At 65.6% G+C, this 16,838-nt stretch carries 15 protein-coding genes and 1 rRNA gene; 11 read left to right on the forward strand and 5 right to left on the reverse strand.

Annotation, left to right across the window (positions count from 1 at the left end):
* On the forward strand, positions 1–557 hold a 557-nt coding region (locus tag VIR09_RS17685), incomplete at its 5' end, for an HlyD family efflux transporter periplasmic adaptor subunit (protein ID WP_332014053.1).
* Positions 554–2,152: a DHA2 family efflux MFS transporter permease subunit gene (locus tag VIR09_RS17690; RefSeq protein WP_332014054.1), complete on the forward strand. Its 1,599-nt coding sequence runs from the start codon at positions 554–556 to the stop codon at positions 2,150–2,152. The genes VIR09_RS17685 and VIR09_RS17690, both read left to right, overlap by 4 nt.
* A 55-nt stretch (positions 2,153–2,207) precedes the next feature.
* Here VIR09_RS17690 and VIR09_RS17695 read toward each other — a convergent pair whose 3' ends face one another.
* The 3 genes from VIR09_RS17695 to VIR09_RS17705 form a co-directional block, all read right to left on the reverse strand.
* Positions 2,208–3,167 (reverse strand): hypothetical protein, encoded by a 960-nt coding sequence (locus tag VIR09_RS17695; RefSeq protein WP_332014055.1) that lies wholly within the window; start codon positions 3,165–3,167, stop codon positions 2,208–2,210.
* A gap of 33 nt (positions 3,168–3,200) precedes the next feature.
* Positions 3,201–4,268, reverse strand: coding sequence for a tartrate dehydrogenase (locus VIR09_RS17700; RefSeq protein WP_332014056.1), 1,068 nt, complete (start codon positions 4,266–4,268; stop codon positions 3,201–3,203).
* Between the two features lie 154 nt (positions 4,269–4,422).
* A complete protein-coding gene (locus VIR09_RS17705) occupies positions 4,423–5,949 on the reverse strand; it encodes a helicase HerA-like C-terminal domain-containing protein (RefSeq protein WP_332014057.1) in 1,527 nt (508 codons plus the stop codon).
* Positions 5,950–6,110: 161 nt separating this feature from the next.
* On the opposite strand from VIR09_RS17705, the gene VIR09_RS17710 reads away from it, so the two are divergent.
* The 7 genes from VIR09_RS17710 to VIR09_RS17740 all read left to right on the forward strand — a co-directional run bounded on the left by VIR09_RS17710 (position 6,111) and on the right by VIR09_RS17740 (position 11,399).
* Positions 6,111–6,842: a YebC/PmpR family DNA-binding transcriptional regulator gene (locus VIR09_RS17710; RefSeq protein WP_332014058.1), complete on the forward strand. Its 732-nt coding sequence runs from the start codon at positions 6,111–6,113 to the stop codon at positions 6,840–6,842.
* A 139-nt stretch (positions 6,843–6,981) separates the two neighbouring features.
* A complete protein-coding gene (gene purD, locus VIR09_RS17715) occupies positions 6,982–8,289 on the forward strand; it encodes a phosphoribosylamine--glycine ligase (RefSeq protein ID WP_332014059.1) in 1,308 nt (435 codons plus the stop codon).
* 11 nt (positions 8,290–8,300) lie between these two features.
* Entirely contained in the window at positions 8,301–9,212 is a 912-nt protein-coding gene (gene hemF, locus VIR09_RS17720) for an oxygen-dependent coproporphyrinogen oxidase (RefSeq protein ID WP_332014060.1), read from the forward strand.
* Positions 9,209–9,796 (forward strand): nicotinate (nicotinamide) nucleotide adenylyltransferase, encoded by a 588-nt coding sequence (nadD, locus tag VIR09_RS17725; protein ID WP_332014061.1) that lies wholly within the window; start codon positions 9,209–9,211, stop codon positions 9,794–9,796. The genes hemF and nadD overlap by 4 nt, the downstream gene beginning before the upstream one ends.
* 74 nt (positions 9,797–9,870) lie before the next feature.
* Positions 9,871–10,272, forward strand: coding sequence for a ribosome silencing factor (gene rsfS / locus VIR09_RS17730; RefSeq protein WP_013392761.1), 402 nt, complete (start codon positions 9,871–9,873; stop codon positions 10,270–10,272).
* 7 nt (positions 10,273–10,279) lie between these two features.
* A complete protein-coding gene (gene rlmH, locus VIR09_RS17735) occupies positions 10,280–10,750 on the forward strand; it encodes a 23S rRNA (pseudouridine(1915)-N(3))-methyltransferase RlmH (protein ID WP_013392760.1) in 471 nt (156 codons plus the stop codon).
* A 34-nt stretch (positions 10,751–10,784) separates the two neighbouring features.
* Complete coding sequence (locus VIR09_RS17740) at positions 10,785–11,399, forward strand: Maf family protein (protein ID WP_332014062.1); 615 nt, start codon at positions 10,785–10,787, stop codon at positions 11,397–11,399.
* 144 nt (positions 11,400–11,543) lie between these two features.
* On the opposite strand, the gene VIR09_RS17745 is transcribed toward VIR09_RS17740, so the two are convergent.
* Entirely contained in the window at positions 11,544–12,920 is a 1,377-nt protein-coding gene (locus tag VIR09_RS17745) for a dicarboxylate/amino acid:cation symporter (RefSeq protein ID WP_332014063.1), read from the reverse strand.
* A 292-nt stretch (positions 12,921–13,212) separates the two neighbouring features.
* Here VIR09_RS17745 and VIR09_RS17750 point away from each other — a divergent pair, with 292 nt between their 5' ends.
* Positions 13,213–15,192: a sensor histidine kinase gene (locus VIR09_RS17750; RefSeq protein ID WP_332014064.1), complete on the forward strand. Its 1,980-nt coding sequence runs from the start codon at positions 13,213–13,215 to the stop codon at positions 15,190–15,192.
* Positions 15,176–16,585 carry a sigma-54 dependent transcriptional regulator gene (locus tag VIR09_RS17755; protein WP_332014065.1) on the forward strand — a complete coding sequence of 470 codons (1,410 nt, stop codon included), beginning with the start codon at positions 15,176–15,178 and terminating at the stop codon, positions 16,583–16,585. Before VIR09_RS17750 ends, VIR09_RS17755 begins: the two co-directional genes overlap by 17 nt.
* A 161-nt stretch (positions 16,586–16,746) precedes the next feature.
* Here VIR09_RS17755 and rrf read toward each other — a convergent pair.
* Positions 16,747–16,838, reverse strand: a 5S ribosomal RNA gene (gene rrf, locus VIR09_RS17760); the annotation flags it as partial.

Genomic DNA, 16,838 nt, shown 5'->3' on the forward strand with positions numbered 1-16,838 from the left:
GCAACGCCTGGCTGGCGCAATCGCGCACCGTGCTGCCCGCCCCGGTGGGCGGCGTGGTGGCCCGGCGCAGCGTGCAGGTCGGCCAGCGCGTGGCGCCCGGTTCTGCCCTGATGACGGTCGTGCCGCTGGATCAGGTGTGGATCGAAGCCAACTTCAAGGAAGGCCAGCTGCGCAAGATGCGCATCGGCCAGCCGGCCAAGATGGTTGCGGACCTGTACGGCAGCTCGGTCACTTACCACGGCACCATCGCCGGACTGGACGCCGGCACGGGCAGCGCCTTCGCCCTGCTGCCCGCCCAGAACGCCACCGGCAACTGGATCAAGGTGGTGCAGCGCGTGCCGGTGCGCATTGCGCTGGATCCCGAAGACCTGAAGAAGCACCCGTTGCGCGTGGGCCTGTCCATGGACGTGGAAGTGGACGTGGGCAAGCAGGAAGGCGAACCGCTGACGCAGGCCGAACGCAAGGAGCCGGTCTGGTCGACGCGCGCCTTCGAGCCGGCCCACGATGAAGTCGACACCATGATCAGCAAGATCATCGAGGCCAACCTCGCATCATGAGCGCAACCAAACAGCCCGCCGCCCAGCCGGCGCCCCCGCCTGGCGGTTACCCGCCACTGGAAGGCGCGACCCGCATCATCGGGTCCATCGCGCTGTCCACGGCGGTGTTCATGAACGTGCTCGACACTTCGATCGCGAACGTGTCCATTCCCACCATCTCGGGCGACCTGGGCGTCAGCACCAGCCAGGGCACCTGGGTCATCACTTCCTTCGCCGTGGCCAACGCGATCACGGTGCCGCTCACGGGCTGGCTCACGCAACGCTTCGGGCAGGTGCGCCTGTTCCTGGTTTCAACGCTGCTGTTCGTGCTGGCGTCATGGCTGTGCGGCTTTGCGCCTTCGCTCGAGGCGCTGATCGCATTCCGCGTGCTGCAAGGCGCGGTCGCCGGCCCCATGATCCCGCTGTCGCAAGCGCTGATGCTGGCGAGCTTTCCCAAGTCCAAGGCGGGCATGGCGCTGGCGGTCTGGTCCATGACCACGCTGGTCGCACCGGTCGCCGGGCCTTTGCTGGGCGGCTGGATCTCCGACAACTACACCTGGCCCTGGATCTTCTACATCAACGTGCCAGTGGGCCTGCTGGCCGCCTGGATCAGTTGGCGCATCTATGGCGACCGGGAATCGGTCACGCGCAAGCTGCCGATCGACAAGGTCGGCCTGGCGCTGCTGGTGCTGTGGGTGGGCGCGCTGCAAATCATGCTGGACAAGGGCAAGGAGCTGGACTGGTTCGCCAGCGGCACCATCATTGCGCTGGCTGCGACTGCCTTCGTCGCTTTCGTCTTTTTCCTGATCTGGGAACTGACCGACGCGCACCCGGTGGTAGACCTGCGCCTCTTCAAGATCCGCAACTTCACGGTTGGCGCGCTGACGCTGGCGGTGGCCTACGGCGTCTTCTTCGGCAACGTCGTGCTGCTGCCGCTATGGCTGCAGAGCAATATGGGCTATACCGCGACCTACGCGGGGCTGGTGACCGCGCCAGTGGGTCTGTTGGCGATCCTGCTGACGCCCATCGTCGGCAAGATGCTGGCCACGCGCGACCCGCGGCAGATCGCGACGGTGGCGTTCCTGATCTTTGCGCTGGTGTGCTTCATGCGTTCGGGATTCAACACGCAGACCGACGTCCGCACGCTGATGGTCCCGACCATCATTCAGGGCGCAGCCATGGCGACATTCTTCGTGCCGCTGACCTCGATCACGCTGTCCGGCATCGAACCGTGGCGCATTCCCGCGGCCTCAGGCCTGTCGAACTTCCTGCGTTTGACGGCGGGCGCGTTCGGCACGTCCATCGCCACCACGCTGTGGGAAAACCGCGCGACCATGCACCACTCGCAGCTGACCGAAGTCGCCAAGCCCGGCCAGCAGGCGTTCGACCAGACCATGGCGGCGCTGCAGAACGGGTTGGGCATGACGCATCAGCAAGCCCTGACCATGGTGGACGGACTGATCAATACGCAGGCCTTCACCATGTCGGCGGTGGACGTGTTCTACGCCTCCGCCATCATCTTCCTGGCCCTGACCGGCCTGGTCTGGTTCGCCCGTCCACGTTCGGCCAAGGCTGGCGGCGGCGGCGCGGCCGAAGCGGCGGCAGGCGCCCACTGAGGCGTGGCGGGCCTGGTCCCGGACCGTTGTGTCCGGGATCGGGCCGCAAGAAAACCTATTCCTTCAGCAAGACCTGCCAGTCAGCGCGCTCGATGATGTCGGCCGGCAAGGCACTGACGGGCGACAGGTTGAGCACCGAGATACCGCGGGCGCGCCATTGCGCGGCGGCGAAGCGGAACGACGGTTCGATCAGGTGCGAGAACTTGCGCGCCAGCCTGCTGGCCTGCGGCGTCTGCCCTTCGTCATAGAAGCGCAAACCATTTTGCAGCGTCAGATCCAGCCCGTGCGCATAGACCTTGCGGGCGCCGCTGGACACCAGCACCTGCAGGGCGGCATACGCCACGGTATCGGCATCGAACACGCCCAGCTCCACATTGAAGCTGAATCCCATGCCCCGCTTCGCATCCAGCAACTGCACGTCAGGCGAGGCCGCCGCCATGCGCTGGAGCACGGCCGGCGCGGAAATGCGCTGGTAGGCCCGTTCGGCAATCAGTTCGATGACGCAGATGCGGCAGCGGATCGCCTCCTGCGGCAGTCCCTGCATGATATAGCGCAGGACCTCGGGCAGCACGTACAGAGTCAGGTCTCGCGACACGATCTCGCGCACCAGGTCGATACGCTCGCGGACGAAGTTCTGGTCGATGATGCAGTAATACTTGAACGGCAGGTCGAACTTGCGCGCCAGCACAATGGCGCCGTTCACGCCCATCGCCGCACGGATGTCCAGCCGGTCGTAGGGTATCTGGCTGACCGATGGACCGCTCAGGATCAGATGTATTTCCTCGTCGGCGGGATCGTATCCCTGGGCAAGAGGCGTGACCGGCTGCGGCCGGCCAAAAGCGCGAAAGCCGCCGATCGCGCCCGACCTATCCCGCCAGATCCGGACGAAGGGCCACAAGTGCTGGTTATGCCTTTGCGTGCGCGACCGCAGCATGCGGAACAGTTTGCGCACAAAACGGTCGGCCCGTCCGCTGCCCACATGGGCGGCGGAGGAGGAAAAGACAGAATCGTCCATGAACTAGCCTGGGGGCCTTGCGAGCCGTCTGCCTCAGCCCGCCGCGATCAGCGCGGCAATCGCGCTGCCGACGTCGGCGGTGGAGGCGGTGCCCTTCATGTCCCGGGTGCGGGGACCTTCCGCCAGGACGGTTTCGATAGCCTTGACCACTGCCGCCGAAGCGTCCGGATAACCCAGGAAATCCAGCATCAGCGCGCCGCTCCAGATCTGTCCGATCGGATTGGCGATGCCCTTGCCGTAGATGTCCGGCGCCGAACCGTGTACCGGCTCGAACAAGGACGGGAACTTGCGTTCCGGGTTCAGGTTGGCCGAAGGCGCGATGCCGATGGTGCCCGTGCAGGCCGGGCCCAGGTCGGACAGGATGTCGCCAAACAGATTGGAAGCCACCACCACGTCGAACCAGTCCGGATGCTGCACGAAATGCGCGCACAGGATGTCGATGTGGTACTTGTCCCAGCGCACGTCCGGGTACTTCCCGGCCATATCGGCCACGCGCTCGTCCCACCAAGGCATCGAAATGGAAATGCCGTTGGACTTGGTCGCCGCGGTCAGATGCTTGCCACGCTTCTGCGCCAGTTCGAAGGCGAACTTGAGGACGCGGTCGGCGCCGATGCGCGTGAATACGCTTTCCTGGATGACCACTTCGCGCTCGGTGCCTGCGAACAGGCGGCCGCCGCTGTTGGAGTATTCGCCTTCCGTGTTCTCGCGCACGATGAAGAAGTCGATCTCGCCCGGCTGGCGGTCCTTCAGCGGGGAAGGTACGCCAGGCATCAGGCGCACCGGGCGCAAGTTGATGTACTGATCGAACTCGCGGCGGAACTTGAACAGCGACCCCCACAGCGCTTCGTGGTCTGGCACCGTGGCGGGCCAGCCGATGGAACCGAAGAAAATCGCTTCATGCTGGCCGATCTGCGCCTGCCAGTCGTCCGGCATCATCTTGCCGTGCTGGGCGTAGTAGTCGCAGCTCCAGTCGAAATGGTCCCACTGGAAATCGATGCCGAATCGCGTTGCGACCGCGTCCAGTACCTTCAAGCCCTCGGGCACGACTTCCTTGCCGATCCCGTCTCCAGGAATCACCGCAATCTTGTGTTTCTTTGCCACCACGTCTTCCTTTGTTTTCCTTGGATGCATTGCGCGCGACCACGGGTCTCACGGGCCACGCGCAGCCTCCTTATCATTGCACGAGAATGTTACTCCCGATACGGCCCCGATCGGACGCGCCAGCGGCATGCTGCGGGCGCGCCGGACCAGGGATTCAACGCCGGCCTTTCGAGCCCAGCAAGGAGCCCAATATGCCTCGGGTCAGCTCGCGCGCGATCGACCGGACCGTGCTCTTGGCCATGGTCTGCACGACGCCATCGCGCTTGCCGCCGCGCGGGCCGGTCGACCCGAACAGGACTTCGTTCAGGCTATCCATGAGGCCACCGCCCGACTCTTCCGCTGCGCCCTTGCCTTCGGGCTGCGCGGAACCATTCTTCGCCGCGCCGGCCTGATCCGCCGGTTTGGCCGCGCGCCCGGCCAGCACTTCGTAGGCAGACTCCCGGTCGATGGCCTTTTCATACTTGGACGCCAGCGGACTGCCCTGGCGCAGCGATTGCCGTTCGGCGTCGGTCGCGGGGCCGATCCGGCTTGCCGGCGGCACGATATAGGCGCGTTCGGTCGGCATCGGCCGCCCCTTGGGGTCCAGCAGCGACACTAGCGCCTCGCCCACGCCCAACTCGGTGATGGCCGCCTCGATGTCCAGCCCCGGATTGGGACGCATCGTCTGGGCGGCCGTCTTCACGGCCTTCTGGTCGCGTGGGGTGAACGCCCGCAAGGCGTGCTGGACGCGATTGCCCAACTGCCCCAGCACGGTGTCGGGGATGTCCAGCGGATTCTGGGTCACGAAATAGACGCCCACGCCCTTGGAACGGACCAGGCGCACCACCTGTTCGATCTTGTTCAGCAGCGCGGCAGGGGCGTCATTGAACAGCAGGTGGGCTTCGTCGAAGAAAAACACCAGCTTGGGCTGGTCCATGTCGCCCACTTCGGGCAGCTTCTCGTACAGGTCCGCCAGCAGCCACAGCAGGAAGATGGCGTACAGGCGCGGCGCCTGCATCAGCTTGTCGGCGGCCAGCACATTGACCATGCCGCGCCCCTGCGTGTCCGTGCGCATCAGGTCGGCCACGTCCAGCATGGGTTCGCCGAAGAATTTCTCCGCGCCCTGCGATTCCAGGGCCAGCAGACCGCGCTGGATGGCGCCTATGCTGGCGGAGGACACATTGCCGTATCGCGTTTTCAGGTCCGAGGCGCGATCGGCGACGTTCTGCAGCATGGCGCGCAGGTCCTTCAGGTCCAGCAGCAGTTGGCCTTCGTCGTCGGCGACCTTGAATACCAGCGTCAGCACGCCCTCCTGCGTGTCGTTCAATTCCAGGATGCGGGACAGCAGCAGTGGCCCCATGTCCGACACGGTGGCCCGCACCGGCAGCCCCTGCTCGCCGAACACGTCCCACAGCGTGACCGGGCTGGCCGCCCAGGCCGGTTCGCTCAGGCCCAGGTTCTTCAGGCGCTCCAGCAGCTTGGGGGTGCCCGCGCCAGCCTGGGAAATACCAGTCAGGTCGCCCTTGACGTCAGCCATGAACACCGGCGTGCCCATACGGGAGAAGGATTCCGCCAGGACCTGCAGGGTGACGGTCTTGCCGGTACCCGTGGCCCCGGTAATGCAGCCGTGGCGATTGGCCAGGGCAGGCAGCAGCGCCAACTCGGTCTGTGCATTCTTGGCGATGACGATGGGGTTGGGCATGTGCAGCTCTCCGGACCAGGGAATCAGATGGATGTCCAAGTGTAGAGCCTGCCGCGCCGCTTGTGCGCGTGGCAATATGGACACATGCGGTCCGCCCCCGGGCGCGCCGGACGCCGGCACGGTAAAATGCCCTCTTTGCAGACAATTTACCCTGGGAAGCCATGGCCGGACACAGCAAATGGGCCAATATTCAGCACCGCAAAGGGCGCCAAGACGCCAAGCGTGGAAAGCTCTGGACCAAGATCATTCGTGAAATAACCGTGGCGGCGCGTGCCGGCGGCCCGGACCCGGACAGCAACCCGCGCCTGCGCATGGCCTGGGACAAGGCCACCGACGCCAACATGCCCAAGGACAACATCCAGCGCGCCATCCAGCGCGGCGCGGGTGGCGCCGACGGCGAGGCCTACGAGGAAGTCCGCTACGAGGGTTACGGCATCGGCGGCGCGGCCGTGATCGTCGACTGCATGACCGACAACCGCACCCGCACCGTGGCGGAAGTGCGCCACGCCTTCGCCAAGAACGGCGGCAACCTGGGCCAGGAAGGCTCGGTCGCCTTCATGTTCAAGCATTGCGGCCAGTTCGTGTTCGCCCCCGGCACCTCGGAAGACAAGGTCATGGAAGCCGCCCTCGAAGCTGGCGCCGAAGACGTGACGACCGACGAAGAAGGCGTGATCGAAGTGGTCTGCGCACCGGCCGACTACGCCACCGTGCGCAGCGCTTTCGACGCTGCCGGCCTGAAAGCCGAAGTGGACGGCATCGTCATGAAGGCCTTGAACGAGACCGAACTCGCTGGCGAAGACGCCATCAAGATGCAGAAACTGCTCGACGCCCTGGAAGGTCTGGACGACGTGCAGGAAGTCTATACGAACGTCGTTTTCGACGAAGCGCAGTAATCCCATTACCCCTGGCGTCGGATGGGTCCTGCCTTCCGGCGCCACGCTGTCACCAGATCCGGGCCCGCCCGGCTCCCTGGCCTACTCCACGGGCTGGCGCCTTGCGGCGCTCGACTGGCAACCTTAAGAACCACGCAACATGAAACTCCTGGTAATTGGCTCTGGCGGCCGCGAACATGCTCTCGCCTGGCGGCTGGTCCGCTCCCCGCGGGTCCACAAGGTATACGTCGCTCCGGGCAACGGCGGCACCCAACGCGCCGAACAGATCGAGAACATCCCGTTCACCAATGCCGAGGAATTGGCTGATTTCGTGCAACGCGAAGGCGTCGCCCTGACCGTCGTCGGCCCCGAGGCCCCCCTGGCCGCCGGCGTGGTCGACGTGTTCCGCGCCCGCGGCCTGAAGATCTTCGGCCCGACCAAGGCCGCCGCCCAGCTGGAAAGCTCGAAGGACTACGCCAAGGCCTTCATGGTCCGGCACAACATCCCGACCGCCCGCTACGAAACCTTCACCGACCCGGCCCTGGCGCACGCCTACATCGACCAGGAAGGCGCCCCCATCGTGATCAAGGCCGATGGCCTGGCCGCGGGCAAGGGCGTCGTGGTCGCCGCCACGCTGGAAGAAGCGCATGCCGCCGTGGACGCCATGCTGGGCGACGGCTCCATGGGCGCCGCCGGCGCGCGCGTCGTCATCGAGGAATGCCTGGTGGGCGAGGAAGCCAGCTTCATCGTCATGTGCGACGGCCGCAACGTGCTGGCCCTGGCCACCAGCCAGGACCACAAGCGCCTGCAGGACGGCGATCAGGGCCCCAATACCGGCGGCATGGGCGCGTATTCGCCCGCGCCCATCGTCACCCCGGAACTGCACCACCGCATCATGCGCGAAATCATCCTGCCGACCGTGCAAGGCATGACGCGTGACGGCATCCCGTACACGGGCTTTCTCTATGCCGGCTTGATGATCGCCCCGGGCGACGATCCCGACCGCGGGATCAAGACCCTGGAATTCAACTGCCGCATGGGCGACCCGGAAACCCAGCCCATCATGATGCGCGTCAAGAGCGACCTGCTGGACGCCCTGGAGCACGCCGTCGACGGCACGCTCGACCAGGCCGACATCATCTGGGACCGCCGCACCGCCTTGGGCGCCGTGCTGGCCGCACACAACTACCCCAACACGCCGCGCACCGGCGACGTCATCCGCGGCCTGCCCGCCGACGCCGAGGACTGCATGGTGTTCCACGCTGCCACCCAGCTCGACGGCGACGAAGTGAAGACCACCGGCGGCCGCGTGCTGTGCGTCACGGCGCTGGGCGATTCCGTCAAGATGGCCCGCGACCGCGTCTACGAAGCAATCGACGGCATCCACTTCGACGGCCGCCAGTACCGCAGCGACATCGGCTGGCGCGCACTCAAGCCGTCGCAACAGAAGACCAAGCCCAACGCCTAGCCGGAACCGCAATGAACGCCTTGCCCGTCTCCTCCGTCCGGGACTACCTCACCGGCTTGCAGGCCCGCATCGTCGGCGCCCTGGAAGCCGCTGAAGGCGCGTCCTTCCGCAGCGACGAGTGGGTTCGCCCCGAAGGCGGCGGCGGGCTGTCGCGCCTGCTGGAAGGCGGCTCGCTGTTCGAGCGCGCCGGCGTGCTGTTCAGCCACGTCCAGGGCAACAAGCTGCCGCCGTCGGCCAGCGCGCACCGCCCCGAATTGGCCGGCCGCTCATGGGAAGCCATGGGCGTGTCCATGGTGCTGCACCCACGCAACCCCCACGTGCCCACCACGCACATGAACGTGCGCATGTTTCTGGCGGCCGCCCGGCCCGGGCACGACGAGGCCGACGTTTTCTGGTTCGGCGGCGGCATCGACCTGACGCCCTACTACCCGTACGAGGAAGACGCCCGCCATTTCCACGCCACCTGCCACGATGCGCTGGCCGGTCACGGGGCCGACTACTACCCGCGCTACAAGCGCTGGTGCGACGACTATTTCTTCCTCAAACACCGCAATGAAATGCGCGGCGTCGGCGGCATTTTCTACGACGACCTGAATGCGCCCGGATTTGACGCCTCGTTCGCCCTGACCCGCTCGGTGGGCGACGCCTTCCTGCCAGCCTACATGCCGATCGTGGAGCGCCGCCGGGGCCAGGCCTACGGCGAACGCGAACGCGATTTCCAGGCCTACCGCCGCGGTCGCTACGTCGAATTCAACCTGGTCTTCGACCGCGGCACGCTGTTCGGCCTGCAGTCCGGCGGACGCACCGAATCGATCCTGCTGTCCATGCCGCCGCTGGCGCAGTGGCGCTATGACTGGCAGCCAGAAGCAGGCACGCCGGAAGCAGAATTGGCCGCTTACCTGAAACCGCGGGACTGGGTTTGAAGCGCATCGGCCTCCTGGGCGGCAGTTTCGACCCCGTCCACGTCGCGCACATCGCCTTGGCGCAGAATGCCTTGCAGACCCTGGGCCTGGCCGAGGTGCAGCTCATTCCGGCGGCCAATCCCTGGCAGCGCGCGGCGCTGCACGCCACGGCCGGACAGCGCCGCGACATGCTGCAGCTGGCCATCGCCGGCCACGCGGGCCTGAGCGTCAATCCCATCGAGATCGAACGCGGCGGCGCGACCTACACCATAGACACCCTGCGCGCCCTGCCCCAGGACGCGCGCTATGTCTGGTTGCTGGGCACCGACCAACTGGCGAATTTCTGCACCTGGCGCGACTGGCAGGACATTTCCAGCCTGGTTGACCTGGCCGTCGCCACCCGTCCCGGCACCGCCCTCAGCGCCCCGCCAGCGCTGGCCGAGCACCTGCACAGCCTGGGGCGCGAACTGCAGGAACTGCCTTTCGCTCCCATGGCGGTTTCGGCCTCGCAGATCCGCCAGCGCCTGGCGCAAGGCGTATCCACCGAAGGCCTGCTTGCCGCACCGGTCGCCGCTTATATTGCGACGCACCATCTTTACCGATAAACCCTCACCCGCCGGGCGCTGAAAGCGTCACGGGGCCAGCATCCGCTGTCCACGCGCGGGTTATATTTGCAGCTATGGATATACAAAAACTCCAACGCGCCGTCATCGACGCCCTCGAAGACGTCAAGGCGCAAGACATCAAGGTCTACAACACCACGCATCTGACCAGCCTGTTCGATCGCGTCGTGATTGCAAGTGCCACCTCCAACCGCCAGACCCGCGCCCTCGCTTCCAGCGTGGCGGACCGCGGCCGTGCGCTCGATCTCTCCGGCATCACCATCGAAGGCGAAGACACCGGCGAATGGGTTGTGGTGGACCTGGGCGACGTGGTCGTGCACATCATGCAGCCCGCCATCCGCCAGTACTACAACCTGGAAGAGATCTGGGGCGGCAAGCCGGTGCGCGTGAAACTCCTGCCCGAATCCACCCGCCCCGCGCCGGTCGCCAACGACGGTGCGCACGACGCCGAGTACTGAGCGCGCCGTGAAGCTGATCGTCGCGGCCGTGGGCACGCGGATGCCGGACTGGGTGCAAACCGCCTGGGATGACTACGCCAAGCGCCTGCCGGCCGACTGCGCGCTGGAACTGCGCGAAATCAAGCCTGAGCCCCGTACCACCGGCAAGACGCCCGCCCAGATGATGGCGGCCGAAGCCAAGCGGATCGAAGCCGCCCTGCCCGCCAGCGCCCTGCGCCTGGCGCTGGACGAGCGCGGACGCGACCTCACCACCATGGCCTTGTCGCAAAAGCTGGAGCAATGGCGCGCCGGCGGCCAGGATGTCGCCTTTCTCGTCGGCGGCCCGGACGGGCTGGATGCCGGCCTGAAGGCTTCCTGTGCCGGGCAGTTGCGCCTGTCCTCGCTGACGCTGCCGCACCCCATGGTGCGCGTAGTGCTGGCCGAACAGCTCTACCGCGCCTGGGCCATCATGACCAACCACCCCTATCACCGCGCCTGACCGCTGGACCGGCGCGCACCTTTTTCGCTCACGCATGACCGACACCGCAACGCCCGCGCGCCTTTACCTTGCCTCCGCCAGTCCCCGGCGGCGCGAGCTGCTGACCCAGATCGGCCTGGTCCACGAAGTCCTGCTCGTGCCTGCCCCACCGGGCGAGGACGAACCGCAACATCCCGGCGAAAGCGCAGCCGACTACGTCCTGCGCACCGCGCGGGACAAGGCCTTGCGCGGCCGCGACTGGATGCTCGGCCAGGATCTGCGGCAACTGCCCCTGCTGGCTGCCGACACCACGGTCATCCTGGCGGGTGCGGTCCTGGGCAAGCCCGCCGACCGCGACGACGCCATGCGCATCCTGCGCGCCCTGTTGGGCTCCGCGCACGAAGTGCACACCGCCGTCGCCGTCTGGACCGGAAACCGGTTGCTGGAAGCCGTATCCATCACCGAGGTCCGCATGCGCGACCTGACGGACGAGGAAATCGGCCGCTACTGCGACAGCGGCGAACCCTACGGCAAGGCCGGCGCCTATGGCATCCAGGGCCTGGCAGGCACGTTCATATCGCATATCGCCGGCAGCTATACCGGCGTAATGGGCCTGCCCTTGTTCGAAACCGCGAACCTGTTGCGTGCGGCGGGTATTCAGGTGCCCTGAGAGTCGCGGCGTCCAGTTGAAAAAATCCCCCGGAACCTCGCGGTCCGGGGGATTTTTTCGTCGCCAGGCAGCCCCTCTGTTGCGGGCTGCCGCCCACATCAGCAGATGCGGACAGCGTGCGGGCGACTTCCGCTTTGCGTCGTTTCAGCCCTGCTGCATCGGCTGGCCCATGACCACAGCGCCAGCCTTGCCGGGCGCCTCGTAAGCCGGAGCTGGGGCAGGAACAGGCGCGGGCTGGAGCTCGCCCTCAAGAGCTGCATGCAGTTGCTCCTGATCCAGTTCCCCTTCCCAGCGCGCCACGACCACGGTGGCGGTCGCGTTGCCGACCAGGTTGGTCAGCGCGCGGCATTCCGACATGAAGCGGTCCACGCCCAGGATCAGCGCCATGCCGGCGACCGGCACGGAAGGCACCACCGACAGGGTGGCGGCCAGGGTGATGAAGCCCGCGCCGGTCACGCCCGCCGCGCCCTTGGAGCTCAGCATCGCGACCAGCAGCAGCAGGATCTGGTCGCCCAGCGACAGCGGAATGTCGCAAGCCTGCGCAATGAACAAGGCCGCCATCGTCATGTAGATATTGGTCCCGTCCAGGTTGAACGAATAGCCGGTCGGCACGACCAACCCCACCACCGACTTCGAGCACCCGGCCCGCTCCATCTTCTGCATCAGCGTGGGCAGCGCAGCCTCGGACGAGCTGGTGCCCAGCACCAGCAGCAGCTCTTCGCGGATGTAGCGCACCAGCTTCAGGATCGAGAAGCCGTTGTAGCGGGCGACCAAGCCCAGCACCACGACCACGAACAGCACCGAGGTGGCGTAGAAGGTACCCACCAGCATCGCCAGGTTGATCACGGACTTGATGCCGTACTTGCCGATGGTGAAGGCCATCGCGCCGAAAGCGCCGATGGGAGCGGCCTTCATCAGGATCGCCACCAGCTTGAAAACCGGCTGGGCCAGCGCGGTCATGAAGTTCAGTATCGGCTGGCCGCGTTCGCCCACCATGGCCAGCGCGATGCCGAACAACACCGCCACGAACAGCACCTGGAGGATATCGCCGCCTACGAACGGACTGAAGATCGTGGTCGGGATCACGTTCATCAGAAAGCCCGTGATGGTCGAGTCATGCGCCTTGGCTACGTAGCCCGACACTGCCTTCTCGTCCAGGGTCCTGGGGTCGATGTGCATGCCGGCGCCCGGCTGGACGATATGACTGACGATCATGCCCACGATCAGCGCAAGCGTGGAGAACACCAGGAAATACAGCATGGCCTTGCCTGCCACGCGGCCGACCTTCTTCAGGTCGCTCATTGCGGCGATGCCGGTGGCCACGGTCAGGAAGATGACTGGCGCGATGATCATCTTCACCAGTTTGATGAAGGCGTCGCCCAGCGGCTGCATCTGCTGGCCGAGTTCGGGCTTGAACGCGCCCAGCAGTACGCCCACCACGATGGCGAAAATCACCTGTACATAGAGGATTTGATAGAACTTGAGCTTGCGCGCAGGCGCGACTTGATCCACGTCGATCATTGGGATTTGTCCCCACCAAGGCCCCTTGCTCCGGGCGGTTCAGCGCGGGCGACGGGGCGTTATCTGTTTTCTGGCTTGCGCGTGTCATCGCGGGCCCATTTCACCCCGCACTGGAGGCCGCGGGGCTTGGACTTATCTATGCAAGACCCGTGCCAACGGCGCCAGCTTCGTCCGGACATCCCAAGCCATTGATTGGAAATGAATTTTTCCCCAAAAGCAGGAACTGACGCAGGGCGTCATGGCGGAATTTCACACAAAAACGATATAGAATGTGCGAAAAACCGCACAACTCATGGCAACCCGATCTTCCTCCCGCAACCCGGGCCCCGCGCCGGACCAGGCCAACCGACCGGCCCGCCGTCCGCTCTCACCCGCTTGGCCCTGGCCCTGGCGGGCGGCGGCAATCCTGCTGGGCATCGCCATCGTCTTCGGGGTACTGCATGCCGCCACGCTGTGGGCGCGCGAAGGCGCCCTGAAGAACGCGGCGGCCCAGGCGCGCGGCGCAGCGCAGATCAACGCCGCCCTGCTGCGCAACAACCTGGATAAATTCCGGGCGCTGCCCTTCGTCCTGACACGCGACGTCGACGTGCGCGCCGCCTTGCAGGGCGGCTCGCGTGGGCAGATCGAATCCCTGGACGAGAAACTCGACACGCTCAGCCGCGGCGTGGGCGCGTCCGCGATCTATGTGCTGGACAAGAAAGGCCTGGCGATCGCGGCCAGCAATTGGCGCGAACCCGCAACCTTCGTCGGGGTCGATTACCAGTTCCGCCCCTACTTCCAGGGCGCAGTCGCCCGTGGCTCGGCAGAGCATTTCGCCCTGGGTACGATCAGCCACGAGGCCGGGCTATACCTGTCGCGCCGCGTGGACGACGCCAACGGCGCCATGCTGGGGGTGGTAGTCCTGAAAGTGGATTTTCGCGATCTGGAGGCCGACTGGCGCCAGTCCAATGCGCCCATCTTCGTTACCGACGAGCACGGCGTGGTGTTGTTGGGCAGCATCTCCGACTGGCGCTTCGACGTGCTGGCGCCGCTCTCGCCCACCCTGGCCCGGACGCTGCGCACCAGCCTGCAGTTCGGCGACGCACTCTTCCAGCCTTTGCCGCTCAAGCCGCCGCTGCAGCCGGTCAGCAACGGCCAACTGGTCCGCGCGGACGCAACCCTGCCGCAGATCGCGGCCGGCGCCCCATTGCTGCACACCACGCTGCCCATCGTCGAATCGCCCGGCTGGACCCTGCACCTGCTGTCGCCAGTACAAGCGGCTATCAGTCAGGCCACCGCCAACGCACAACTGGGCGCATTGCTGGCACAGAGCGCGCTGGCCGCCATTGCCGGCCTCGTGCTCTTTCGCCGCCATCGCAACCGCGAACGCGCCGAGCAGCAGGCCGCCGTCCATGAACAGCTGGCCTCGCTGGTGGACGAACGCACGTCTCAGCTCTTGAGGGTGAACGAACAACTGGTCGATGAAATGGACGAGCGCCAGCGCACCGCCGCCCGCCTGCATACCATGCAGGAAGAACTGGTCCAGGCCAGCAAGCTTGCCCTCCTGGGTCAGGTCGCCGCCGGCGTCGCCCACGAGATCAATCAGCCCGTGGCCGCGATACGCACCTACGCCGACAATGCCGCCGAATTCCTGCGTCGGCGGGATGATGGCTCCGCTCAGGAAAACCTGGGCACCATCGCCGCATTGACTGACAAAATAGGCCATATCACTGGCGAATTGCGCGCCTTTTCTCGCAAGGCCGGCACCTCGGTAGGACCGACCAGCCTGAAAGACTGCCTGGAAGGCGCGCTGCTGCTGGTCGCGCCGCGCGCGCGGCGCCAGGGCATCGTGCTGCAACGCCCGCCCGAGGGCCAGGACTATTACGTGCAGGCCAATCGCGTGCGGCTGGAACAGGTGCTGGTGAACCTGCTGCAGAACGCCATGGAAGCCCTGGAAGGTCTACCGGACGGCCGCATCATCGTCGCGCAGCAGGATCTGGGCGCCACGCTGCAGATCTACGTCAGCGACAACGGCCCAGGCCTGTCTCCGGAAGCCCGTGCCCGCCTCTTCACACCCTTCCACACGACCAAGCCCGAGGGATTGGGACTGGGCCTGGTCATCTGCCGCGACATCGTCGCCGAATTCGGCGGCGACTTGATCGCCGCCGGCCCCTCGGATCCCGCCTTTCCCGCCCCGCATGCCCCCGGCAGTGGAGCGATGTTCATCCTGACATTGCGCAAGGCGGCTGGCCAGAACAACGCTATGAGCCTCCATCATGACCCGCGCGCCTGAACCCCCATCCAACGCGACGAACTCCCTCGACGACAGCCTGCGCCAGCCATTTGCGCCGCACGCCGTGTTCATCGACGACGACGAGGAACTGCTACGCGCCAATGCCCAGACGCTCAAGCTCCATGGCATCACCGTGGCAGCCCATGCCAGCGCACGCGCGGCCTTGCCGGCCCTGAACCGCGACTTCGACGGCGTGGTCGTGAGCGATATCCGCATGCCCGATATGGACGGCTTGCAGCTATTCCAGCGCCTGCGCGACATCGATCCCGACATCCCTGTCATCCTCATCACCGGGCACGGCGACATCGCGACCGCGGTACAGTGCATGCGCGATGGCGCCTACGATTTCCTGGCCAAACCCTATGCCTCCGACAGGCTGATCACCGCCATCATGCACGCGGCGGAAAAGCGCCACCTGGTGCTGGAAAACCGCCGCCTGCGCGAAGCCGCCTTCGCCGTCGAAGCGGAAGAGGTTGCTTTCATCGGCGCCACTCCCGCCATGCAGCGGATCAAGCAAACGCTGCGCCATATCGCGGATGCGGACGTGGATGTCCTGGTCGAAGGAGAAACCGGCACCGGCAAGGAAGTCGTGGCCACCGCGCTGCACCGCTTGAGCCGCCGCAGGCACCGCGCGCTGGTGGCGATCAATTGCGGCGCCCTGCCTGAAAACGTGATCGAAAGTGAACTCTTCGGCCACGAGGCCGGCGCATTCACCGGTGCCCAGAAGAAACGCATCGGCCGCATCGAGCATGCCAGCGGCGGCACCCTGTTTCTGGATGAAATCGAAAGCATGCCGCTGGCCATCCAGGTCAAGCTGCTGCGCGTACTCGAGTCGCGCCAGATCACGCCTTTGGGCAGCAACGAAGTGCGCAACCTGGACCTGCGGGTGGTCGCCGCCACCAAGGAAGATCTGGGCAGTCCGACCATACGCGCCAAATTCCGCGAAGACCTGTTCTACCGGCTCAATGTCGTCACCATCCGGATTCCGCCCTTGCGCGAACGCCGCGAGGACATCCCTCTGTTGTTCGCCCATTACCTTGGCCACGCCTCGCGCCGCTTCCAACGCGACATTCCCGAAATGCCGGCATCCATCAAGCAGCACGTGATGACACACGATTGGCCCGGCAATGTGCGTGAACTCGCGCACTTCGCCGAACGCGTCGTGCTAGGCGTGCTCAATACACCTGCCCCGCAAACCGCCGCCACCTCGGGCGTTGCGGAAAGCCTGCCGGAACGGATGGAACGCTTCGAAGCCCAACTTATCCGCGACGCGCTCCAGACCCATCAAGGCGATATCAAGGCCACCCTGGAATCCCTGGGCATTCCGCGCAAAACCTTCTACGACAAACTGCAGCGCCATGGCATAGACCGGCAGCAATATACGCAGCAATAGGCTGCAAGCGCCGCACGGGTGACATGCATAAAAAAATCCCTCGCAGGAAGATCCTGCGAGGGATTTTTCATTGGGTGCGGTCCACTGATATCGCGTGAGCAATCGGGCGCCCCAAAGACAAAACCCCACAGGGGTTACCTGTGGGGTTCTGCGGAATAAAAGCTTGACGATGACCTACTTTCACAGACGTCCGTCCACTATCATCGGCGCAAAGTCGTTTCACTGTCCTGTTCGGGATGGGAAGGAGTGGTAC

This window comes from Achromobacter sp. (genome assembly GCF_036567245.1).
Classification (GTDB): domain Bacteria; phylum Pseudomonadota; class Gammaproteobacteria; order Burkholderiales; family Burkholderiaceae_B; genus Achromobacter.